Origin of the sequence: Streptacidiphilus neutrinimicus, assembly GCF_000787815.1 — a bacterium.
In the GTDB taxonomy this organism is placed as follows: Bacteria; Actinomycetota; Actinomycetes; order Streptomycetales; family Streptomycetaceae; genus Streptacidiphilus; species Streptacidiphilus neutrinimicus.
The window spans coordinates 1-18,775 of record NZ_BBPO01000014.1; the positions used below are offsets into that span (position 1 = coordinate 1).

At 72.6% G+C, this 18,775-nt stretch carries 21 protein-coding genes; 12 read left to right on the plus strand and 9 right to left on the minus strand.

The annotated features are described in order from the left end of the window. Nucleotides 1–64 precede the first annotated feature (64 nt). Complete coding sequence (locus tag TR48_RS11750; protein ID WP_236652109.1) at nt 65–430, minus strand: DUF3099 domain-containing protein; 366 nt, start codon at nt 428–430, stop codon at nt 65–67. Nucleotides 431–730: 300 nt separating this feature from the next. Between TR48_RS11750 and TR48_RS11755 the strand changes: the two genes are divergently transcribed. Next, nucleotides 731–1,528: a YhjD/YihY/BrkB family envelope integrity protein gene (locus tag TR48_RS11755; protein ID WP_236652110.1), complete on the plus strand. Its 798-nt coding sequence runs from the start codon at nt 731–733 to the stop codon at nt 1,526–1,528. A gap of 176 nt (nt 1,529–1,704) precedes the next feature. Here the strand turns inward: TR48_RS11755 and TR48_RS11760 are convergent, their stop codons facing one another. The 3 genes from TR48_RS11760 to TR48_RS11770 form a co-directional block, all read right to left on the minus strand. Next, complete coding sequence (locus TR48_RS11760) at nt 1,705–2,463, minus strand: alpha/beta hydrolase family protein (protein ID WP_042366032.1); 759 nt, start codon at nt 2,461–2,463, stop codon at nt 1,705–1,707. A 131-nt stretch (nt 2,464–2,594) separates the two neighbouring features. Further along, nucleotides 2,595–4,139: an FMN-binding glutamate synthase family protein gene (locus TR48_RS11765; RefSeq protein ID WP_042366033.1), complete on the minus strand. Its 1,545-nt coding sequence runs from the start codon at nt 4,137–4,139 to the stop codon at nt 2,595–2,597. A gap of 279 nt (nt 4,140–4,418) precedes the next feature. Next, nucleotides 4,419–4,850: a pentapeptide repeat-containing protein gene (locus TR48_RS11770; RefSeq protein WP_042366034.1), complete on the minus strand. Its 432-nt coding sequence runs from the start codon at nt 4,848–4,850 to the stop codon at nt 4,419–4,421. 126 nt (nt 4,851–4,976) lie between these two features. Here TR48_RS11770 and pcp point away from each other — a divergent pair, with 126 nt between their 5' ends. After that, nucleotides 4,977–5,624 carry a pyroglutamyl-peptidase I gene (gene pcp / locus TR48_RS11775; protein WP_042366035.1) on the plus strand — a complete coding sequence of 216 codons (648 nt, stop codon included), beginning with the start codon at nt 4,977–4,979 and terminating at the stop codon, nt 5,622–5,624. Between the two features lie 4 nt (nt 5,625–5,628). Here the strand turns inward: pcp and TR48_RS11780 are convergent, their stop codons facing one another. Next, the gene (locus tag TR48_RS11780) at nt 5,629–6,243 is read right to left on the minus strand and encodes an NIPSNAP family protein (RefSeq protein WP_042366036.1); all 615 of its coding nucleotides are present in this window, start codon (nt 6,241–6,243) and stop codon (nt 5,629–5,631) included. A 194-nt stretch (nt 6,244–6,437) separates the two neighbouring features. Between TR48_RS11780 and TR48_RS11785 the strand changes: the two genes are divergently transcribed. From TR48_RS11785 to TR48_RS11810, 6 genes are all read left to right on the plus strand, one after another. Further along, nucleotides 6,438–7,460 (plus strand): AraC family transcriptional regulator ligand-binding domain-containing protein, encoded by a 1,023-nt coding sequence (locus TR48_RS11785; RefSeq protein ID WP_042366037.1) that lies wholly within the window; start codon nt 6,438–6,440, stop codon nt 7,458–7,460. Nucleotides 7,461–7,724: 264 nt separating this feature from the next. Next, entirely contained in the window at nt 7,725–8,816 is a 1,092-nt protein-coding gene (locus tag TR48_RS11790; protein WP_042366038.1) for a beta-keto acid cleavage family enzyme, read from the plus strand. Nucleotides 8,817–8,914: 98 nt separating this feature from the next. Further along, nucleotides 8,915–9,898, plus strand: a complete 984-nt coding sequence (locus TR48_RS11795; protein WP_042366039.1) for a quinone oxidoreductase family protein — start codon at nt 8,915–8,917, stop codon at nt 9,896–9,898. Between the two features lie 24 nt (nt 9,899–9,922). Then, nucleotides 9,923–10,822: a TauD/TfdA dioxygenase family protein gene (locus TR48_RS11800; RefSeq protein ID WP_042366040.1), complete on the plus strand. Its 900-nt coding sequence runs from the start codon at nt 9,923–9,925 to the stop codon at nt 10,820–10,822. Nucleotides 10,823–10,887: 65 nt separating this feature from the next. Further along, nucleotides 10,888–12,294 (plus strand): MFS transporter, encoded by a 1,407-nt coding sequence (locus TR48_RS11805; RefSeq protein WP_084729258.1) that lies wholly within the window; start codon nt 10,888–10,890, stop codon nt 12,292–12,294. Beyond that, a complete protein-coding gene (locus TR48_RS11810) occupies nt 12,291–12,872 on the plus strand; it encodes an RBBP9/YdeN family alpha/beta hydrolase (protein ID WP_042366041.1) in 582 nt (193 codons plus the stop codon). The genes TR48_RS11805 and TR48_RS11810 overlap by 4 nt, the downstream gene beginning before the upstream one ends. 42 nt (nt 12,873–12,914) lie before the next feature. Here the strand turns inward: TR48_RS11810 and TR48_RS11815 are convergent, their stop codons facing one another. Together TR48_RS11815 and TR48_RS11820 are read right to left on the minus strand one after the other, a co-directional pair. After that, entirely contained in the window at nt 12,915–13,517 is a 603-nt protein-coding gene (locus TR48_RS11815) for a GNAT family N-acetyltransferase (RefSeq protein ID WP_042366042.1), read from the minus strand. Between the two features lie 162 nt (nt 13,518–13,679). Continuing rightward, nucleotides 13,680–14,396: an SDR family oxidoreductase gene (locus tag TR48_RS11820; RefSeq protein WP_042366043.1), complete on the minus strand. Its 717-nt coding sequence runs from the start codon at nt 14,394–14,396 to the stop codon at nt 13,680–13,682. Nucleotides 14,397–14,507: 111 nt separating this feature from the next. Between TR48_RS11820 and TR48_RS11825 the strand changes: the two genes are divergently transcribed. Then, a complete protein-coding gene (locus TR48_RS11825) occupies nt 14,508–15,335 on the plus strand; it encodes a helix-turn-helix domain-containing protein (protein ID WP_042366122.1) in 828 nt (275 codons plus the stop codon). On the opposite strand, the gene TR48_RS11830 is transcribed toward TR48_RS11825, so the two are convergent. Continuing rightward, nucleotides 15,330–15,653 (minus strand): antibiotic biosynthesis monooxygenase family protein, encoded by a 324-nt coding sequence (locus TR48_RS11830; protein WP_042366123.1) that lies wholly within the window; start codon nt 15,651–15,653, stop codon nt 15,330–15,332. The genes TR48_RS11825 and TR48_RS11830 overlap by 6 nt on opposite strands. Nucleotides 15,654–15,862: 209 nt before the next feature. Here TR48_RS11830 and TR48_RS44690 point away from each other — a divergent pair, with 209 nt between their 5' ends. Both TR48_RS44690 and TR48_RS11840 read left to right on the plus strand, forming a co-directional pair. Continuing rightward, nucleotides 15,863–16,348, plus strand: coding sequence for a hypothetical protein (locus TR48_RS44690; protein ID WP_052442593.1), 486 nt, complete (start codon nt 15,863–15,865; stop codon nt 16,346–16,348). A 119-nt stretch (nt 16,349–16,467) separates the two neighbouring features. After that, nucleotides 16,468–17,115 carry a MarC family protein gene (locus TR48_RS11840; protein WP_042366044.1) on the plus strand — a complete coding sequence of 216 codons (648 nt, stop codon included), beginning with the start codon at nt 16,468–16,470 and terminating at the stop codon, nt 17,113–17,115. Between the two features lie 20 nt (nt 17,116–17,135). Here TR48_RS11840 and TR48_RS11845 read toward each other — a convergent pair whose 3' ends face one another. Then, nucleotides 17,136–17,561 (minus strand): MarR family winged helix-turn-helix transcriptional regulator, encoded by a 426-nt coding sequence (locus tag TR48_RS11845; protein WP_042366045.1) that lies wholly within the window; start codon nt 17,559–17,561, stop codon nt 17,136–17,138. A 101-nt stretch (nt 17,562–17,662) separates the two neighbouring features. Here TR48_RS11845 and TR48_RS11850 point away from each other — a divergent pair, with 101 nt between their 5' ends. Further along, nucleotides 17,663–18,466, plus strand: coding sequence for an alpha/beta fold hydrolase (locus tag TR48_RS11850; RefSeq protein WP_042366046.1), 804 nt, complete (start codon nt 17,663–17,665; stop codon nt 18,464–18,466). Nucleotides 18,467–18,775: the final 309 nt, after the last annotated feature.

Genomic DNA, 18,775 nt, shown 5'->3' on the forward strand with positions numbered 1-18,775 from the left:
AGCGATAGTGCTCACCTGCTGGCGGCTACGGACCGTAGTCTCCCTCACGGCCCGACGAGTCCCATTAGGCAGCGTCGCCCGGCCGGTCGTCGTCCGGCCGGTCGCGACGGTCGCCGTGGGCGCGGCCGTTGCCGCGCTCGCCGGTGGACTGCGGAGGCACGCCGGGTCCGAGCCCGGGAGGGGGCCCCGGGGTGTAGCGCGAGTCGAACGGCTCCTCCCCGCGCTCGTGTCCGGCGTTGGCGAACACCACCGCGATGTAGGGGAGGACGCCGCCCGCGACGATGGCGATGACGGCGGCGATCCGGTCCACCTGCCACAGGACGATCGCCAGGATGACGCAGACCGTACGGATGCCCATGGTGAGGGCATAACGGCGCTGACGATGGCGGATGTCCTCGGACAGCCCCCGATGGGCGGCAGTGATGCTCACCGGCTGGTGAGCATGGCGATACAAGCGCACGCCCGCCTCCTTCGCCTGCCGTTCTGCACCCGACGCCGACCCGCAGCAGCGATGCGGCGTCCGGTCTCGCCGGGACTGACTCCTCCTCCGACTGCTCCTACCCGCCCTGCTCGCGAGCACCCACCCCGGTGGAGATCCCTTGGCTGCGACCTGCGGAAGGCCCCGCCGCGCATGACTCGCCTGCGGTGGGGCACACGCGGGCCAGCCCCGGGCAGGCGGAACCCCGTGCGAAGCGGCCCTGTCGCGGTCCCGAGGTTCCCCACCGCTTGAGTGAGCGTCGAACAGTGCGGAGGCAGCGTGATCGTGCCGGTGGTCCGCGAGGTGTGGCGGCGCGGGCGCGAGGTCGAGGTGATGCAGCGGGCGATGGCGTTCGCGGCGCTGTTCCTGGTGACCCTGATCCCGCTGCTGGTGGTGATCGCTGCGGCCTCCACGACTCGTGGGAGCGGCGTGGCGCAGTGGCTCACCGACGCCATGGGACTGTCCGGACGCGGCACGGGGGCGGTACGGGAGCTGTTCACCGCGCGCGGCCGCACCCTGAGCACCACGACGGCGGGCAGCCTGGCCGGAGTGGCCGTGTTCGGGGTCACCATGATGGCGTCCGTGCAGGGCGCCCTGGAACGGATCTGGGACCTGCCCCGCGGGCCCTGGCACAGCGCCGCCCGTCAGACCGTCGGCCTCGCCGGTCTGCTCGGCTACATCCTGTTGGCCGCCTGGAGCGGGCAACCGTGGCAGAACACGCCGGTCCAGCCCGGTCTTCGCATCGCTGTCACCCTTCTCGGGGGCGTTCTGCTCTTCTGGGGGCTGCAACGCCTCCTCCTCGGCTCCCGCGTCCCCTGGGCGCCCCTCCTGCCGGGAGCCCTTGCCACCGTGCTGGCGCTGGTGGGCCTGCGCTTCTTCTCCAACCTGGTCCTGGCCCCGCTCCTGGTCGAGAACGCGGTGTCCTACGGCTCGATCGGCACCGTCCTGGTCGTGGTCTCCTGGCTGATCGGCGTCGGCTACACCGTCTACGCGGGCGCGCTCCTCGGCCGAGTCCTCTCCGGAACGCAGTCCTCGGCTCAGCCGGGCTAGACCGACACCGAAGAGCCCTCCCCCGCAGGGCCGTCTTCCAGGAGGCCACGTTGCCCACCGCTGCCTTGAGCTCAGGACGCTGGAAGCCGTGCTCGGCGAGTGCCCAACGGCTGACCTCTCTCACCGCTCCTGGGAAGAGGGGTCCAGCCGGGCGCGGGCCCCTTGGCTGGGGGCGGTCAGGGGTCGATGTACTGGTCGGCCCAGGCGCTGATGATGTGGGCGGCGCGCTTCGCCTGGCCGCGGGCGGTGAGGAGGTGGTCGGCGCCCTCGAGCGAGACGAAGCTGCGCGGGTGGCGCGCCTCGCGGAAGATCTCGCCGGCGTTGGCGATGTCGACCGTGTCGTCCGTGGGCGAGTGCATGACGAGCAGCGGCCGGTTCAGCTCGCGGATGCGGTCCCGCAGGCGGGCCTGGCGAACGTCGTTGACGAAGGCGCGCTTCAGCACCAGGGTCCGCCCGCCGACGAACCACTCGTGCGAGCCGTCGCTGAGGACCCGGTCCACCACGGCGTCGTACTGGTGCTCGACCGTGCTCGGGTCGGAGGGCGCGCCGATCGTGGCGACGGCGCGGACGCCCTTAGCGTCGGCCGCGGCGGCGATCGCCGCGGCGCCGCCCCACGAGTGCCCGACGAGCAGGTCCGCCGGGGTCCCCCGCTCGGCCATCAGCGCCGCCGCGCGGACGGTGTCCTCGACCTTGACGGTGAAGGAGCCGTCGCCCCAGTCGCCGTCGGAGTCCCCGATCCCGAGGTTGTCGTAACGCAGCATCCCGATCCCCTCGCGGGCCAGCTGCTTGCTCACGCGCGAGGCGGCCGGCGAGTTCCTGCCGAGGGTGAATCCGTGGACGAAGATGCCCCAGCCCCGGATCTCGCCTTCCGGCAGGTCGATCGATCCGGCCAGCTCGGGGCCGACGACGCTCTTGAATCTCACTTCTTCAGTCATGGTGTGCTCGCCTCGAAGGAATCAGGGAAAAGGCAGGGGCGGCGCGTGCTCCCGACCGGTCAGGGGCCGGGAGCACGGGTGCGGTGCGCGGAGCGCCGACCATCGTCGGCGCGTCGGCGTCGGCGTCGGCGTCAGAGAGTCGGCGCCTGGTCGGAAACCGGCTTGGCGGTCATCAGCGCCGTGATCTCGGCGGCCAGCTCCGGACCGAGCTCGCCCCAGCCGTCCTTGTAACCGTAGACGCCGGCCAGGGTGCGGGCCTCGTAGTCGCCGTTCATGATCTCGATGTCGTCGGCCGTGATGAGCGACGGGTGCGCGACGCCGACGGCGCTGGAGACCTTGGTCAGCTCTTTGCGCAGGGTGCGCAGGTACACGGCGGCGCGGGTGGACTTCGAGGCCGGGTCGAGGCCGCGTGCCAGCCACGCGTTCTGGGTGGCGATGCCGGTGGGGCACTTGTCGGTGTGGCACTTCTGCGACTGGATGCAGCCGATCGACAGCATCGCCTCGCGTGCGACGTTGACCATGTCGGCGCCCAGCGCGAACGCGACCGCGGCGTTCTCGGGCAGACCGAGCTTGCCGGAGCCTATGAAGGTCAGGTCATCGGTCAGTCCGAGCTCCGCGAAGGTGCCGTAGACGCGGGAGAAGCCCATCCGGAACGGCAGCGAGACCGAGTCGGCGAAGATCCGCGGCGCGGCGCCGGTGCCGCCCTCGCTGCCGTCGATGGTCACGAAGTCGACGCCGCGGTCGCCGCGCTCCATCAGCGCGGCCAGCTCCTGCCAGAAGCCCATCTCCCCGACCGCGCTCTTGACGCCGACCGGCAGGCCGGTCTCGGCGGCGAGCAGCTCGACGAAGTCGAGCATCGAGTCGACGTCGCCGAAGGCGGTGTGCCGGGACGGGGAGGCGCAGTCCTTGCCGACCGGGATGCCGCGGATGGCCGCGATCTCCGGGGTCACCTTGGCGCCCGGCAGCATCCCGCCCAGGCCCGGCTTGGCGCCCTGGGAGAGCTTGATCTCGAGCGCCTTGACCGGGGCGCCGGCGACGACCTCCTTGAGCTTGTCGAGGTTGAACGTGCCGTCCTCGTTGCGGCAGCCGAAGTAGGCGGTGCCGATCTGCAGGACGATGTCGCCGCCGTTGCGGTGGTAGGGAGAGAGACCGCCCTCGCCGGTGTTGTGCATCGTGCCCGCCAGCGCCGCGCCCTTGTTGAGCGCGGTGATGGCCGCGCCGGAGAGGGAGCCGAAGCTCATCGCGGAGATGTTCACGACGCTGTTCGGGCGGAACGCCTTAGCGCGCCCGCGCGGGCCGCCCAGCACCTTGGCCGACGGCAGCGGAGCCTGCGGGTCGTGCGCGTCCGGGAGAGCGCCGGCGAAGGTGCGCTGCTTGAGGTAGGCGTGCCCCTGGACGTGCTCGACGTCGACCTCGGTTCCGAAGCCGAAGTAGTTGTTCTCTTCCTTCGCCGACGCGTAGATCCAGCTGCGCTGGTCGCGGCTGAACGGGCGCTCCTCCTCGTTGGAGGTCACGATGTACTGCCGCAGCTCGGGGCCGATCGTCTCCAGCAGGTACCGGGCGTGCCCGACCACCGGGAAGTTCCGGAGCAGTGCGTGCCTCTTCTGGACAAGGTCGCGGGCGGCGACCAGCGCCACTGCGGTTGCGGCGACGGCGCCGATCCTCCGGGCGTGCATGGACGTTCCTCCTCGAGGCATGGCGCCATCGCCATGCGGTGGACGACGTTGTGTCGTGTTCGGCGCTGGACGACAGGCACGGTCAGGGCACACCGGTGTCCGTCGACGAAAGCGCGATGATATTAGGAAGCCCGACACGGGTGTGCGGCCAGGGTGCCGGCCGGCGCGCGACTCCCGTCCCGTCCCCCGTCTGCTGTCGGCCGTCGGCCGCGGCGAGGCCACCCCGCATCTTCGTCACGTCGGATTGCGGCGTGGTGACCGGATCCCGAACGGCGGGCCTCAGTTCTCTCCTGCTTCCGGCAGCCAGCCGATCACGTCGTCGAGCCGGACGTCGTGCAGCAGCGCCCCGGCGAGGCGGACGCCCGTGGCGTCGGTGAGGCCGTACGGCGGTGCGCCGGTGTTCACCCGGCCGATCCCGGCGTGGCTCAGATCCGCGCCGCGAAGGTCCGCCGCCCGCAGGTCGCAGGCGGCCAGCCGCACGCCGCGGAGCGACGCTCCGCGCAGGTCCGCACCGCTGAGGTCGCAGAACGTCAACGAACAGCCGTCCAAGGTCGCCTGCCGCAGATCGACGCCCCTGAACGAACACCGCGTGAACCGCACCTGCAAGGCCCGGGCGGAGGCCAGCTCCCGACCGCCGAAGTCCTCTCCCCTCACCCCCGCATAGCGCGGGAGCGCGGCGAGCCACTGCCTGGCGTTCAGCGGCACGGTCATGAACGACAGCCTGCCGGGCGCCCGCGAAGCGGTCTCCCCGTTTTCCGCCGACTCACCGTCAGCGCAGCTGGGGGACTATCCTGATCCGCCGCACGCCGTCACCTTCCTCCGAAAGGTCCGCCGCTGATGACCCGGGTCCTGCTCACCGGCTTCGAACCCTTCGACGGCGAGAGGACGAACCCCTCCTGGGAGGCCGCCCGGTTGGTGGCCGACGGGCCGCGCCTGCGAGGGCTGGAGGTGACCGGTGTGCTGCTGCCGTGCGTGTTCGACTCGTCGGTGGAGGCGCTGCGGGAGGCGATCCGCGACACGGAGCCGGATCTCGTCCTCGCGCTGGGCCAGGCGACCGGAAGGTCGGGGATCTCGGTGGAGCGCGTGGCGGTGAACCTGAGCGACGCGCGGATCCCGGACAACGCCGGGCGGCAGCCCGTCGACCAGCCGGTCGTGCCCGGCGGCCCGGCGGCGTACTTCGCGGCGCTGCCGGTGAAGGCGTGCGTCGCCGCCGTGCGGGAGGCCGGCGTTCCCGCCTCGCTCTCGCACACCGCGGGGACCTTCGTCTGCAACCACGTCTTCTACGCCCTGATGCACCTGATAGCCACCGAGCGGCCGCGGCTGCGCGGCGGCTTCGTGCACGTCCCGGCCAGCCCCGGGCAGGTGCTGGACCAGGCCGTCCCCTCCCTCCCGACCGCGACGGTCGCCCGCGGACTGCGCGCCCTCCTCACCACCGCCGCGACCCGCCACGAGGATCTCCCGGTGCCGGGAGGCACCACCCACTGACCCGCTAGCCGACCAGCCGCGAGGCGCGCGACGGACTGTCGCTCCCCCGGGGGGCCGACCGGGTCGGGCGGCGCGTCACGGGTTCGAGGCGCAGGCGCTGGTGGGGCCAGGGCACGGGCGCGGGGGACGGGCCGAACCAGACGCGGACGTCCTCGCCGGTGCGGACGGGCAGGAGGGGGTAGTCGTTCTCGGCGTGCTCGGTGCGGTGCAGCGCCTGGGCCGCGCTCAGGTGGCGGGCGGCGTAGGCGTCGAACGCGGCGGCGTCCGACGGGTGACAGACGGTCAGGGACACCTCGCGGGCGTCCGGCTCGGGGGTGAAGTTCGGGCCGCGCAGCAGCAGGACGTCATCGCTGTCGATCATTGTGGCGTTGGCGACGTCGCGGTGCTCCCGCCAGACCGGGCCGGTGTAGAAGGCCTCCAGCGAGAGCCGACGCTGCGTCATGTCCGGGAAGGCGCGCAGCCAGACGAAGCGGTCCGGGTCGTCGAGGTCGCGGAAGCGGCCGCCGAGGGTGATGCCGACGGCCTCCTGGCCGGTCACAAACTCACGCTCGAACAGCTCGATCAGGGTGTCCCGGGCGCCGGGGTGCAAGGTGTACTGCCGAAGTTCGACGATGCTCATGCGCCGCAGGCTAGGGGCGCTCCCCTGACACCTCCCGTCAGGGAACACCCGACGACGAGGCCCACGAGGGCGACGGCGGCCGGACGTTCTCCGAGTTCCGGCAGGCAGCGCCCGGCGGGACGCCCGCTGCTTGACGGGACGGGACGGATGGCTTACCCCTGGGGGACTGACACCGGCCGGGAGGCGGCGAGCAAGTGAAACCCCTGGTCCGCACCGCTTCACTGAACGGGTACGTGGAGCTGGGCCGGTCCGTCGGGATCGACCCGCAGCCGCTGCTGCGGCAGGTGGGCCTGGACGCGGCCGCCCTCGCCGTGCCGGACCGGTGGATCGCGGGCGCGGCGGCGGTCCAGCTGTTGGAACTGTCCGCCGGGGCCGCGCGGCGGCCGGACTTCGGGCTGCTGCTGGCCGAGTACCGTCGCCTGTCCACGCTGGGGCCGATCGGGCTGGTGATCCGGGAGGAGCCGGACGTGCGCAGCGCGCTCGCCCTGCTGCTGCGGCACGAGCACATGTACAACGAGCTGCTGCACATCCGGCTCTCCGAGGCGCACGGGCTTGCGACGCTCAAGGTGACGCTGGACCTCGGCGAGGAGCTCGAGCACCGCCAGGCGACCGAGCTCGCGGTGGCGGCGCTGCACCGCGTCGTGCGCGGGTTCCTGGGCGAGCGCTGGCAGTCGCTGACCGTCTGCTTCACGCACCCGGCCCCGCCCGGGGACGCCGGGACCCACCGGCGTCTCTTCGGCCCCCATGTGGAGTTCGATCGCGAGTTCGACGGCTTCGTCTTCTACGCGAGCGAGCTCGACTCCCCCAACGCGCTCGCCGACCCCCAGCTGCGCACCTATGCGCGGCAGTACTTCGAGGCGATCGCCGTCCCCCGGGACACCGCCGCCGAGGACCGGGTCCGCGAACTGATCGAGGTGCTGCTGCCCACCGGGCGCTGCTCGGTCGAGCAGATCGCCCACAGCCTCGGCGTCGACCGGCGGACCGTGCACCGGCGGCTGGCCGAGGCCGGTCAGACGTTCTCCTCGCTGCTGGGCGCCACGCGTCGGCAGCTGGCCGAGCAGCTCGTCGCCAGCCCGCGCCGGTCTTTGACGGAGATCTCCGGGCTGCTCGGCTTCGCCTCGCCGAGCGCCTTCTCGCGCTGGTTCGGGCAGCAGTTCGGCTGCAGCGCACGGGAGTGGCGCGCGCGGCGGGCCTCCGAGCGGGCGGCTGATCGCTGACCGGCAGGCACCCGGGCTGGCCTGTCCCGAGCGGCCCCGGGCCAACCTGACCGGCGCGGACCCGGGTCGACCTGTCCCGAGCGGACCCGGGTCGGCCTGTCCCGAAATGGCAAGTACGCCGTCTCCATCGGTAAAGCGAAGCCCGTCGTCCGGACCTACGGTTGGCGCACCCCGCTGAGGGGCCCGCCCCGATCCTCGTCCTCGTCCCCGTCCTGTCGGACGAGTGCGACGAGCGGTCGGCCGTTCCTGTGAAGGAGAGGGACCGTGCACTTCCACGACGACTCGCTGTTCCCGGAGAACCAGGAGAAGCTCGTCATCCAGGCCGCCCCCTACGGCCCGGAGTGGCTGCCGGGCGACGCCGAGGACATCCCCCTCACCATGGACGAGCACGTCCAGGCCGCCGTCGACTGCTACAACGCAGGCGCCACCGTGCTGCACATCCACGTCCGCGAGCTCGACGGCCACGGCTCGAAGCGGATGTCGATGTTCAACGAACTGATGACGCGGCTGCGCGAGGCGGTGCCGGACATGGTGCTGCAGATCGGCGGCTCGATCTCGTTCGCTCCCGAGGAGGGCGGCGACGAGGCGAAGTGGCTCAGCTACGACACCCGGCACCTGCTGGCCGAGCTGGACCCGCGGCCGGACCAGGTGACCATCGCGATCAACACCTACCAGATGAACATCGTCGAGATCATGACCGCCGACGACCTGGAGGGCACCTCGATCGGCAGCAACCCGGCGCTCTACAAGGCGTACCGGAACATGGTCGTCGAGGCCGGTCCGGACTTCTACCTGGAGCACCTCAAGCGGCTGACCGCCAACGGGATCCAGCCCCACTTCCAACTCGCCACCCTGGCGCAGCTGGAGACCGTCGAGCGGCTGATCCGCAAGGGGATCTGGACCGGCCCGCTGGTGCTCAACTACGTCGCCATCGGCGGCGGCTTCTCCGGCCGGCACCCGGCCGACCTGGTGGAGTTCATCCGCCGCGTCCCGGACGGGGCCGTGCTGACCATCGAGAGCTCGATGCGCGCGGTCGCGCCGATGAACGCCGTGGGCATCGCGCTCGGGCAGCACGTCCGCGTCGGCAACGAGGACAACCTGTGGTTCCGCAAGGGCGAACGGATGACCACGGTGAAGCAGATCGAGCAGATGGTCAGAATCTCCGAGACGCTCGGCCGCGAGGTGGCCAGCGGCGCGGAGGCCAGGAAGATCTACAAGATCGGCGAGCACTACGGCAGCACCGAGGAGACCCTGGCCCGCCTGGGCATGGTGCCCAACCGCGAGCCGGGCCGGCGCGGCTTCATGCTCCGCCCCGAGGGCTCCGGCGGCGAGGGCCACCGGCCCCGGCCCGAGTAGCGGCACCGGGCCGAGCAACCGACGACATCCTCACGCGGGCGCACCCGCGCGCCCGCGCCCGCGCCCGACCACGCACCCCACCGACTCCTGGAGACCCCGTGGCCTACGCCGTCCGCTTCCACCAGACCGGGGACCCGAGCGTCCTGCGGTACGAACAGGTCGCCGTGGGCGATCCGGGGCCCGGCGAGGTCCGGGTCCGCCACGAGGCCGTCGGCCTCAACTTCGCCGACACCTACTTCCGCACCGGCCTGTATCCGTCCCCGCTCCCAGCCGGGATGGGCGTCGAGGCGGCGGGCGTGGTCGAGGCCGTCGGCGCGGGGGTCGCCCACGTCGCCCCCGGCGACCGGGTCACCTACACCGGCAGCCCGTTGGGCGCCTACAGCACCGAGCGGGTGCTGCCCGCCGCGCACCTGATCCGGCTGCCCGACGCGATCGGCTTCGAGACGGCCGCCGCGATGACCATGCGCGGCCTGACCGCCGCCTACCTGCTGCGCCGCATCGCCCCGATGCGGAACCTGGGGGCCGGGGACACGATCCTGCTGCACGCCGCGGCCGGCGGCGTCGGCCTGATCGTGGCCCAGTGGGCCAAGCTGCTGGGCCTGAACGTGATCGGCACCGTGTCGAGCGAGGAGAAGGCCGCGCTGGCCCGCGCGCACGGCGTGGACCACGTCATCCTCTACCGGCACGAGAACGTGGCCGAACGGGTGCGCGAGCTGACCGACGGCGCGGGCGTGCCGGTCGTCTACGACAGCGTCGGCCAGGACACCTACGCCGCCTCGCTCGCGTCCCTCGCCCGGCGCGGCGTCCTCGTCTGCTTCGGCACGGCCTCCGGTCCGGTCCCGCCGATCGACGCCGTGCGACTCGCCCTCGCGGGCTCGGTGTTCGTCACCCGCCCGGCCCTGGCCGACTACATCGCCGACCCCGCCGAGCGGGACGAGCTGTCGGCGGAGCTGTTCGGGCACGTCGCCTCCGGCCGCCTCACCATCCGGACCGACCAGCGCTACCCGCTCGAAGACGCCGTCCAGGCGCACCGCGACCTGGAGTCCGGCCGCACCACCGGTTCCTCCGTCTTCGTCCTGTGACCACTCCTTTCGGGAGGACGCATCATGACCGACACCCTGGACACCACCTCCGCGACGCCGCCCGAGGTCCGCGGCATCGTCGAGGCCGAGCCGCTGACCTGCACCATCGGCGCGCAGCTGCACGGCGTGGACCTCGCCGACGCGATCGGTGACGACGAGCTGTTCACCGAGATCCGCGCGCTGCTGCTGCGCCACAAGGTGCTGTTCCTGCGCGACCAGACCTTCAGCCGAGCCGAGCACGTCGCCTTCGCGCGGCGCTTCGGGCCGCTGATGGACCACCCCGTCGCGGGCAGCGACCCCGAGCACCCTGGCCTGGTCCGCATCCACAAGGGCCAGGAGAGGACCGCGGACTACGAGAACGCCCTGCACGCCGACGGCACCTGGCGCGAGGCGCCGGGGATGGGCGCGGTGCTGCGGTGCGTCGAGTGCCCGCCCGTCGGCGGCGACACCCTCTGGGTGGACATGGCCGCGGCCTACCGACGGCTGCCCGAGCACGTCAAGGCGCAGATCGAGGGGCTGCGGGCCCGTCACAGCATCGAGTCCACCTTCGGAGCCGTCCTGCCGCTCGAACAGCGGCACGCGCTGAAGGCCCGGTACCCGGACGCCGAGCACCCGGTGGTGCGCACCCACCCGGAGACCGGCGAGAAGATCCTCTTCGTCAACAGCTTCACCACGCACTTCGTCAACTACCACACACCCGAACGCGTCCGCTTCGGGCAGGACTTCGCCCCCGGGGCGGGCCAGCTACTGCAGTACCTGACCAGCCAGGCCGCCGTCCCGGAGTTCCAGGTCCGCTGGCGCTGGCAGCCGGGCTCGGTCGCCATCTGGGACAACCGCAGCACGCAGCACTACGCCGTCAACGACTACTGGCCCGCAGCCCGCCGGATGGAGCGCGCGGAGATCGTCGGCGACCGGCCCTTCTGAGTATTCGTCAACGTTCAGGCACCCCCACACAAGGTCAGGCACCCCCACGAGGTGAGGTGGCAACAATGAGGTTCACCACCACCGCCGGAACGTCACCGGCCGTGTCCAGACGCTACGCCTGGGTCGTCTTCGCTCTGAGTTTCGCCCTGCTCCTGTCCGACTACATGTCACGACAGGTGCTCAACGCGGTCTTTCCGCTGCTCAAAGCCCAGTGGCTGCTGAGCGACGCCAAGCTGGGGTCACTCAGCGGCGTCGTGGCGCTGGCCGTCGGGCTGCTCACCTTCCCGATGTCGTTCCTGGCGGACCGCTGGGGCCGGGTCACGAGCCTGCTGTTCGCCGCCGTCCTGTGGAGCCTGGCCACCGTCGGCTGCGCCGTGTCCGCGGGCTACGGCCAGCTCTTCGTCGGCCGGATCTTCGTCGGCGTCGGCGAGGCGGCCTACGGCAGCGTGGGCATCGCCGTCGTCCTCAGCGTCTTCCCGGTGGCGCTCCGGGCCACGCTCTCCGGCGCGTTCATCGCCGGGGGCGCGTTCGGGTCGGTGCTCGGCGTCGCGCTCGGCGGCGCCCTCGCCCAGCAGTTCGGCTGGCGCTGGGCGTTCGGGACGATGGGCCTCCTCGGTCTGGTGCTCGCCGCGGTCTACGCCCTGGTGGTGACCGAGAAACGGCTCGACCCGCAGCGCGGGGCGACGGCAGCGTCCGAGCCCCTCGCCTCCGCCCCGCTCCCCTCGCTGCTGCCGCAGCTGTTCTCCTCCGTCTCGGTGATCAGCGCCTACGTGGGCAGCGGCCTGCAGTTCCTCGTCCCCGGCGCGCTCATCGCCTGGCTGCCCAGCTACTTCAACCGCTCCTACCACCTGAGCACGGCCGAGGCCGGCGCGACCGCCGGAGTGTTCACGCTGCTGATCGGCGTCGGCATGATCGCGGGCGGCATCCTCTCCGACCGGATCAGCCAGACCGTGCCCCTGCGCAAGTGGACCGTCGCGATCGGCAGCAGCCTCGCCTCGCTCGTGCTGCTCACCGGCGCCTTCAGCCTCCCGGACGGGACGGTGCAGCTGGTCCTGCTGGCGGCGGGCTGCCTGGCCTGCGCGGGCACGGCGGGACCGGCCGCGGCGATGGTCGCCAACCTCACCCCGGCCCTGGTATCGGCGACGGCCTTCGCCACGCTCACCCTGGCCAACAGCCTGCTGGGCCTCGCCCCGGGACCGTCGCTGACCGGCGTGCTGGCCGACCACACGGGTCTGCGCGGCGCTCTCCAACTGGTGCCGCTGGTGTCCGTGGTGACGGTGGCCGTGTTCCTCCTCGGCCGACGCCGCTACACCCGCGACCTCCTCCGGCTGACCACGCGCTCGGCGCCGGCGGACGCGGTTCGCCTCACCGAGACGCCGGAACCGCCGGAAGCGCCGGACGCGCCGGACGCGCCGGACGCGCCGAAAGCTGCGCAACCCGCGCACCCCGCGGAGACGGAGCTCCCCGCATGACCACCGCGGCCGAGCAGCCGACCGTCGTCCTGGTCCCCGGACTGCGTGACCACGTCGCCGAGCACTGGCAGACCGCCCTGTCCGACGCCCTCAGCGCCACCGGCCGCGCGGTGCGGACCGTGCCGCCGCTGACCGAGGACCGGCTCAGCCGCGCCGCGCAGGTCGACGCCCTCCAGCGGGTCGTGGCCGAGGTCGACGGACCCGTCGTCCTGGTCGCCCACAGCGCGGACGTCCTCACCACCGTGCACTGGGCCCACCGGCACGGCGCGCAGATCACGGGCGCGCTGCTGGCCACGCCCCCGGACTTCGACACGGCCCTGCCGGACGGCTACCCCTCCCCCGAGGTCCTGGCCGACCACGGCTGGACCCCGGTGCCACGCGGCCCGCTGCCGTTCCCCAGCATCGTCGCCGCGAGCGCGGACGACCCGCTGGCCGCGTTCGCGGCGGTCGCCGACCTCGCCCGCGACTGGGGCAGCCGCCTGGTCGAGCTCGGCCCGGTCGGCCACCTCAACCCCGCCTCCGGCTACGGCCCCTGGCCCCAGGCGGAGGACCTGCTCCACCAGCTCGAAGACGCCTGACGGCGTCGCCGGCAGCACCCGGCAGCACCGCGTGCCGCCGCCTCATCCGAGGCCGAGCCCCGGGCCGTCACCCACGACCCGGGGCTGCGCGCCATGAAGGCGAGCCAGAAGGCGCTCGTCGTCCCAGTCGGGAACCGTCGTGCTGCCGGACACCCAGTCCCGGCGCAGGATCGCGTAGCCGACGGCGTCACGCACCCCGCCGTCGGACGTCGGCCACGCGTCGCGATAGTGAGCCTCCTTCGCGTAGCCGGCCCTCAGGAAGGCGCGGCGCATGGCGGCGTTGTCCTGGCGCGTGGTGCCCTCGATCCGCCGCACTCCGGGGAACTCGGTGAACAGGTACCCGGTGAGCCACGCCAGGGCCTGTCCGCCGAGACCGCGCCCCCGGTACCGGGAACGGATCCGCAGGTCGAACAGCGGTGTGTCGTCATCCAGGTCCATCAGTCGCACGAGCCCGGCCCGTTCACCGGCCACCGTGATCCAGAAGGCCCTGGCGTCCTCGCCGTCGTAACAACCCTCGTTGATCCGCTGCCGGACGGTCTCCCGGTCGACCACCTCGGCGCCGTGGAACGGCCATGTGTCACCGGCGAGGAAGCCGATCAGGTCCTCCGCCTCGGCGGACACGAAGCGTCGATAGAAGATCTCCACAGCCGCACTCCAAGGGTCTTCCCGCCATCGGTCATCGGGTCGGCAGCCGCACGCAGGGCCGGCGGAGCCGATCGTAGGAGGATCCCCGGCGGTCCGCCTCCGGGTTTCGGGGCCGGGAGGCGGACCGCTCGGTGGGTGACGCCGGATCAGGGTGCTGACCGGTCAGACGAAGCGGTGGCCGCCGTCGACGTGCAGTTCGGTGCCGGTGATGAAGCCGTTGCTCATCACCGACACGAAGGCCTCGGCGATGTCGTCGGGGGTGCCGACGCGGCGGGCGGGGAGGCGGGCGGACAGTTCGGCGAAGGCCGCCTCCTTGTCGATGGCGAGCTGGGCCCAGATGGCGGTGTCGACCCAGCCCGGGGAGATCACGTTCACCCGCACCGGCGCGAGTTCGACGGCCAGCCCGCGCGCCAGCGACGCGAGCGCGCCGTTGGCCGCGGCCATGATCGTGTTCGCGCCGTTCGGCCGGTACGCGTTGATGCCGGAGGTGTAGGTGATCGAGTCGGTGACCCGCCCGTCCGCGTACTTGCCCACCAGCCAGGCGCCGAGCAGTTTGGCCTCGACGACGCCCCAAGCCGTCGCGGTGGCGACGTCGGCGGTGCGGCCGTAGACACCGGTCGCGTCCGCCGCGGTCACCGCGACGTGAGCCACGCGTCCCACGCGGTCGAAGAGCGCGGCCACGTCCTCCTCACGTGCGATGTCGGCCACGACGGCGTCGACCTTGCCTTCCGGCCGGGCGAGCGCCAGTTCCTCCCGGGCCTTCGCCAGGCGGTCGGCGGACCGACCGACGATCGTGACATCCGTGTGCTGGGCGAGCAGGGTCCGGGCGAGGGCGAGGCCCATCCCGGAGCCGCCGCCGATGATGATCGTGTTGGTCATGGTCCGAGGCTGCACCGCCGGACCGGCCGGGGGGAGGCCGCGTCGATCCTGGGGGTGACCCGGCCACCCACGAGCGGGCCGGGCGCTGGCAGACTCGGAGCCGTGAACGCGATGGCCAGATTTCTGCGCATCCGGCGCGGGCAGATCGGCCCGGCCGACGTCGGGCTGCCCTCCGGTCCGGGGGCCCGGCGCACGCCCGGGCTGCGCCGTGAGGAGCTGGCCGCGCTGGCCGGCGTGAGCGTGGACTACTACATCCGCATCGAGCAGGGGCGCGAGACCGCGCCCAGCGACGCGGTCCTCGGCGCGCTGGCCCGGGTCCTGGGGCTCAGCGCCGACGAGCACGGCCACCTGCTCGGCCTGGCCGACCAGGCCGCCGGACGGACGCCGCGTCAGCGGCCTGCCGAGGCCAAGCCCGCCGGCCCTGGCCTGCGGCTCCTGCTGGAGTCGGTCCGGCCCAGCCCCGCCTACGTGGTCGACGAGGTCAACGACGTGCTGGCGGCGAACCCCGAGGGCCTCGCGCTGATGCCCGGCCTCGCCGACTATGCGCCGGGACGGCGCAACACGATCCGCTACACCTTCCTGCACGCGGCCGCGCGGACCCTGTTCGCCGACTGGGACCGGGTGGCCCGCAACTGCGTCGCGCACCTGCACACGGCCGAGCTGGGCGCGCCGGCGCGCACGGCCGCGCTGGTCGAGGAACTGTCCTCGGCCAGCGGTGAGTTCGCCGCGCTGTGGCGCCGCGAGGAGGTGTGGGTCAAGCGCGCGGGCGAGACCGCGTTCCTGCACCCGGCGATCGGCCGGGTCACGCTCGCCAACGAGGTGCTGGCCACCCCGGGTGACGGTCAGCGCGTGCTGGTCTACCAGGCCGCGCCCGGGACGCCCGAGCACGACGCCCTGGTCCTGCTGGCCATGACCGCCGAGAACGTGCGGGCCCTATGAACTCCCAGGTTCCTCCGGCACGTTGGTGATGCGCTCGTCCACCACCTCGAAGATCTCGAACTCGGGTTCGGCGTTCAGTTCGCGGAAGAGGCGCGGCGCGGCCGGTCCGTCGGGCGAGGCCCGCACGGCGTCCATGGCGGACCGGTCCCGCCACAGGGTCTGGATCCTCCAGCGCCCGCCCTCGCCGCGCAGCAGCTCCGTCTGGAGAAGGCCGTCAGGGAGCGGCAGGGCGATCAGGCGGTGGTAGGCGGCGACCAGCCGGTCCTCGTACTCGGCCCCGACGCTCACGTTCACCTCGGCCAGCACCCAGTTGAGCATGATCAAGCCCCTTGTCGAGGAGTCCGGCCGCGAGCGGTCCCCTCTCGCAACGCTAGACCCGGCACGACGCGGTCGCTCGTTCGTGCTTCTGTCACATGGCATGAGCATGCCCGCTCGGGATACGGTGGTCGCGCCCCCGCCCGACGGGGGCATGCACGGCTACGAGCACTTCCGGACCGTTGTTTCATCGACCAGGAAGGTTCCGCCCCATGCGATCCCGTCTGGCAGCCGCAAGGCTCGCCGCCGCCGTCCTCGCCGCCGCAGCGGCGTTCGGCCCCGCCACCGCCTCCGCGGCCGTGGCCCCGCACGACGCCTGGCTCCCCTGCCCGGTGGGCCTGACGGCCGACAAGGCCTGGGCGCCCGGCAGCACGTTCGGCGGCGGCACCCGCTGGTGCGTGGGCGAGTACCAGCTCGCGATGCAGTACGACGGCAACCTGGTGATCTACGACGTCAACGGCCAGGCCCTGTGGAACACCCAGACCGAGGGCCACCCGGGCGCCGGCGCGATCATGCAGACCGACGGCAACCTCGTCGTCTACCAGAACTCCACGCCCCTGTGGAACTCCGGCACCGGGGGCAACCAGGGCGCGAACTACTACCTGTGTTTCCAGACCGACGGCAACCTGGTGATCTACGCCCCGGTGCCGCACACCACCGCCTGCAACGGCGCGCCGAGGTGGTACAGCAACACCTGACCCGCACGCACCCGCGCACCCGCGCCCCCGCACGGGCGACCGGCCGGCACGACGACCGCGCCGGCCGGTCGGCCGTGGCGCTCAGCCGCGCGCGGGCCGGCCTACGGGATCATCGGGCCATGTCCTCGATCACCGGGCCGATCAACGTCACCAGCACCTTCGTCACCTTCTTCGCCGTCGTCGGGCCGCCGAAGGTGATGCTGACGTTCGCCCATGTGGCGCGGGAGCGCACCACGCAGGAGGCGCGGCGGGTGGCGCTGCTCGCCTCGGCCGCGTCGGCGTTCCTCGGCGCGCTGTGCGCCTGGACGGCGCCCTATGTGACGGACTTCTTCCACATCAGCACCGAGTCACTGGAGCTGGCCGGCGGGATCATCTTCTTCCTCTACGCCGTGGGCCTGGTGCTCGGGATGCACCTGGGAGCCGACAGCCAGGAGGAGGCGGACGAGATGCACCCCCTCGTCTCCGGCTTCCGCGAGCTGCTGCTGCCGTACGTGGTGAGCCCGCTGGCGGTGACCGCCGTGATCGTGGAGTCCCTCAGCCGGCCGGGCTGGGCGTGGCGCTCCAGTGTCGTGGCGTCGTTCGTCGCCGTGGCCCTGATCGACGCCGTCTGCATGGTCGCGACGACGGGTCTGCTGCGCAGGGTGCACACGACCACGCTGGAGATGGGCTCCCGGTTGCTGGGTCTGCTCCTCGCCGCCGTCGGCGTCGAGCTGTTCCTGACGGGCCTGGACCGCGCGATTCTCGACTGGGGCCAGATCCCGCACTGAGCCCCACCGCCGACGGGCCTTCAGGCGTCGACGGGGTCGTCGCCGAGCGCCTGGTTCAGCAGGTCGCCGAGCCGGTCGAGGTCGGCGGGCGAGAGGTGGTGGAACGACGACTCCAGCACGCCGTCCGCGATGACCTGGCCTTCGGCGCGCAGGCACGCGCCCTCCTCGGTCAGCCGGTGCCGCACGGCCCGGCCCGGCCCCGGAACCCGTTCGATCAGACCGCGGTCGGCCATACGGGTGGCCAGCGAGCCGAACGACTGGTCCGTCTGGAAGGTCAGCACCGCGAGCTCGTGCAGCGAGGCGTCCGGGTTCCGGTGCAGGTGGCGCAGGGTGTCCCACTGCACGAGGGAGAGCCCCAGGGGAGTGAGCGCGCGGCTCAGCGCGCAGTGGTGCCGGTACTGCAGCCGTTTGACGGCCAGGCCCACCTCGGCCGGGCGGTCACTCATGGTCCCCGACCCTACCACCATTGACACAGGAGGCTTATATAAGCATGCTGATATCAGCTTCCTGAGATAGCTAGTCCGAGCACCAGTCCGTGGAGGACGCGATGAACACCCCCGTTCCGGCCGGCAGCCTCCGGCCCACCCGCACTGAGACCCGCACGCTGCGGCCCGGCTCCGCCGAGTCCGTGGAGATCACGCTCCAGGACCGCGACCGCACCCGCCCGTTCCTGCTGCTGCACGGCGGCGGCGGGGTGGCGACCATGGCGGGCTTCGCCGACCTGCTCGCCGAACGCACCCACTCCCGGGTGCTGCTGCCCACCCACCCCGGCTTCGGCGGCACGCCGAAGGCCGCCTCGCTGCGCGATGTCACCGACCTCGCCCGCGCCTACGTCGAACTCCTGGACGACCTCGGGCTCACCGACGTCACGGTGGTCGGCAACTCCTTCGGCGGCTGGCTCGCCGCCGAGATCGCCCTCCAGGCCGGACAGCGCGTCAGCGGCGCCGTCATCGTCGACGGCGTCGGCATCGAGGTCGAGGGACACCCCATGACCGACGTTCGCGGCAAGTCGGTCGCGGAGATCCAGACCTACTCCTTCCACGACCCGAGCAGGGCACCGACGCCCCCGGCCGGGACGCCCGGCCCGAGCCCGGACGTGCAGGCCCTGGTCGGCTACGCCGGGCCGGCGATGACCGACCCCACCCTGCTGGACCGGCTCGGCAAGATCGACATCCCGGTCCACGTGGTGTGGGGCGAGAGCGACCGCATCGTCGACCCCGAATACGGCCGGGCCTACGCGGCCGCGATCCCCGGCGCGGCGTTCACGCTGCTGCCGCGCACCGGTCACCTGCCGCAGGTCGAGACGCCCGAGGAGCTCCTCGGCGCGCTGCTCGACCTCGACCGGCGCTGAGCCCCCCATGCGGCCGCGGCCTGGATCACGAACGTCACCTCGTGCACGCCGGGCTGGCCCGGCGTCGCGGTCACCGTGAGGTCGCCGACGCCGGTGGCGTCCCATGCCTCCACCGTGCGCACGTCGCGGAACCCCTTGGCGGCCCGAACGGTTCGGGCACGTCGACCAACGGCCTGGCCGCTACGTCGACGCGGTCGCCCGCCGCGCCCCCGGACCTCGACGTCCGGATCGTCCTGCCGGGCGCCCGCGTGGACGTCGCGGGAGCGGCGGGCCCGGCGGCCCCGGCCGGCTCAGCGGGCCGCGGAGCGG

Coding starts and splice junctions, on each gene's coding strand:
- TR48_RS11760 (WP_042366032.1), bottom strand. CDS start 2,463: ATGACTGAAGAAGTGAGATTCAAGAGCGTCGTCGGCCCCGAGCTGGCC.
- TR48_RS11765 (WP_042366033.1), bottom strand. CDS start 4,139: ATGCACGCCCGGAGGATCGGCGCCGTCGCCGCAACCGCAGTGGCGCTG.
- TR48_RS11770 (WP_042366034.1), bottom strand. CDS start 4,850: ATGACCGTGCCGCTGAACGCCAGGCAGTGGCTCGCCGCGCTCCCGCGC.
- pcp (WP_042366035.1), top strand. CDS start 4,977: ATGACCCGGGTCCTGCTCACCGGCTTCGAACCCTTCGACGGCGAGAGG.
- TR48_RS11780 (WP_042366036.1), bottom strand. CDS start 6,243: ATGAGCATCGTCGAACTTCGGCAGTACACCTTGCACCCCGGCGCCCGG.
- TR48_RS11800 (WP_042366040.1), top strand. CDS start 9,923: ATGACCGACACCCTGGACACCACCTCCGCGACGCCGCCCGAGGTCCGC.
- TR48_RS11805 (WP_084729258.1), top strand. CDS start 10,888: ATGAGGTTCACCACCACCGCCGGAACGTCACCGGCCGTGTCCAGACGC.
- TR48_RS11810 (WP_042366041.1), top strand. CDS start 12,291: ATGACCACCGCGGCCGAGCAGCCGACCGTCGTCCTGGTCCCCGGACTG.
- TR48_RS11820 (WP_042366043.1), bottom strand. CDS start 14,396: ATGACCAACACGATCATCATCGGCGGCGGCTCCGGGATGGGCCTCGCC.
- TR48_RS11825 (WP_042366122.1), top strand. CDS start 14,508: ATGGCCAGATTTCTGCGCATCCGGCGCGGGCAGATCGGCCCGGCCGAC.
- TR48_RS11830 (WP_042366123.1), bottom strand. CDS start 15,653: ATGCTCAACTGGGTGCTGGCCGAGGTGAACGTGAGCGTCGGGGCCGAG.
- TR48_RS44690 (WP_052442593.1), top strand. CDS start 15,863: ATGCGATCCCGTCTGGCAGCCGCAAGGCTCGCCGCCGCCGTCCTCGCC.
- TR48_RS11840 (WP_042366044.1), top strand. CDS start 16,468: ATGTCCTCGATCACCGGGCCGATCAACGTCACCAGCACCTTCGTCACC.
- TR48_RS11845 (WP_042366045.1), bottom strand. CDS start 17,561: ATGAGTGACCGCCCGGCCGAGGTGGGCCTGGCCGTCAAACGGCTGCAG.
- TR48_RS11850 (WP_042366046.1), top strand. CDS start 17,663: ATGAACACCCCCGTTCCGGCCGGCAGCCTCCGGCCCACCCGCACTGAG.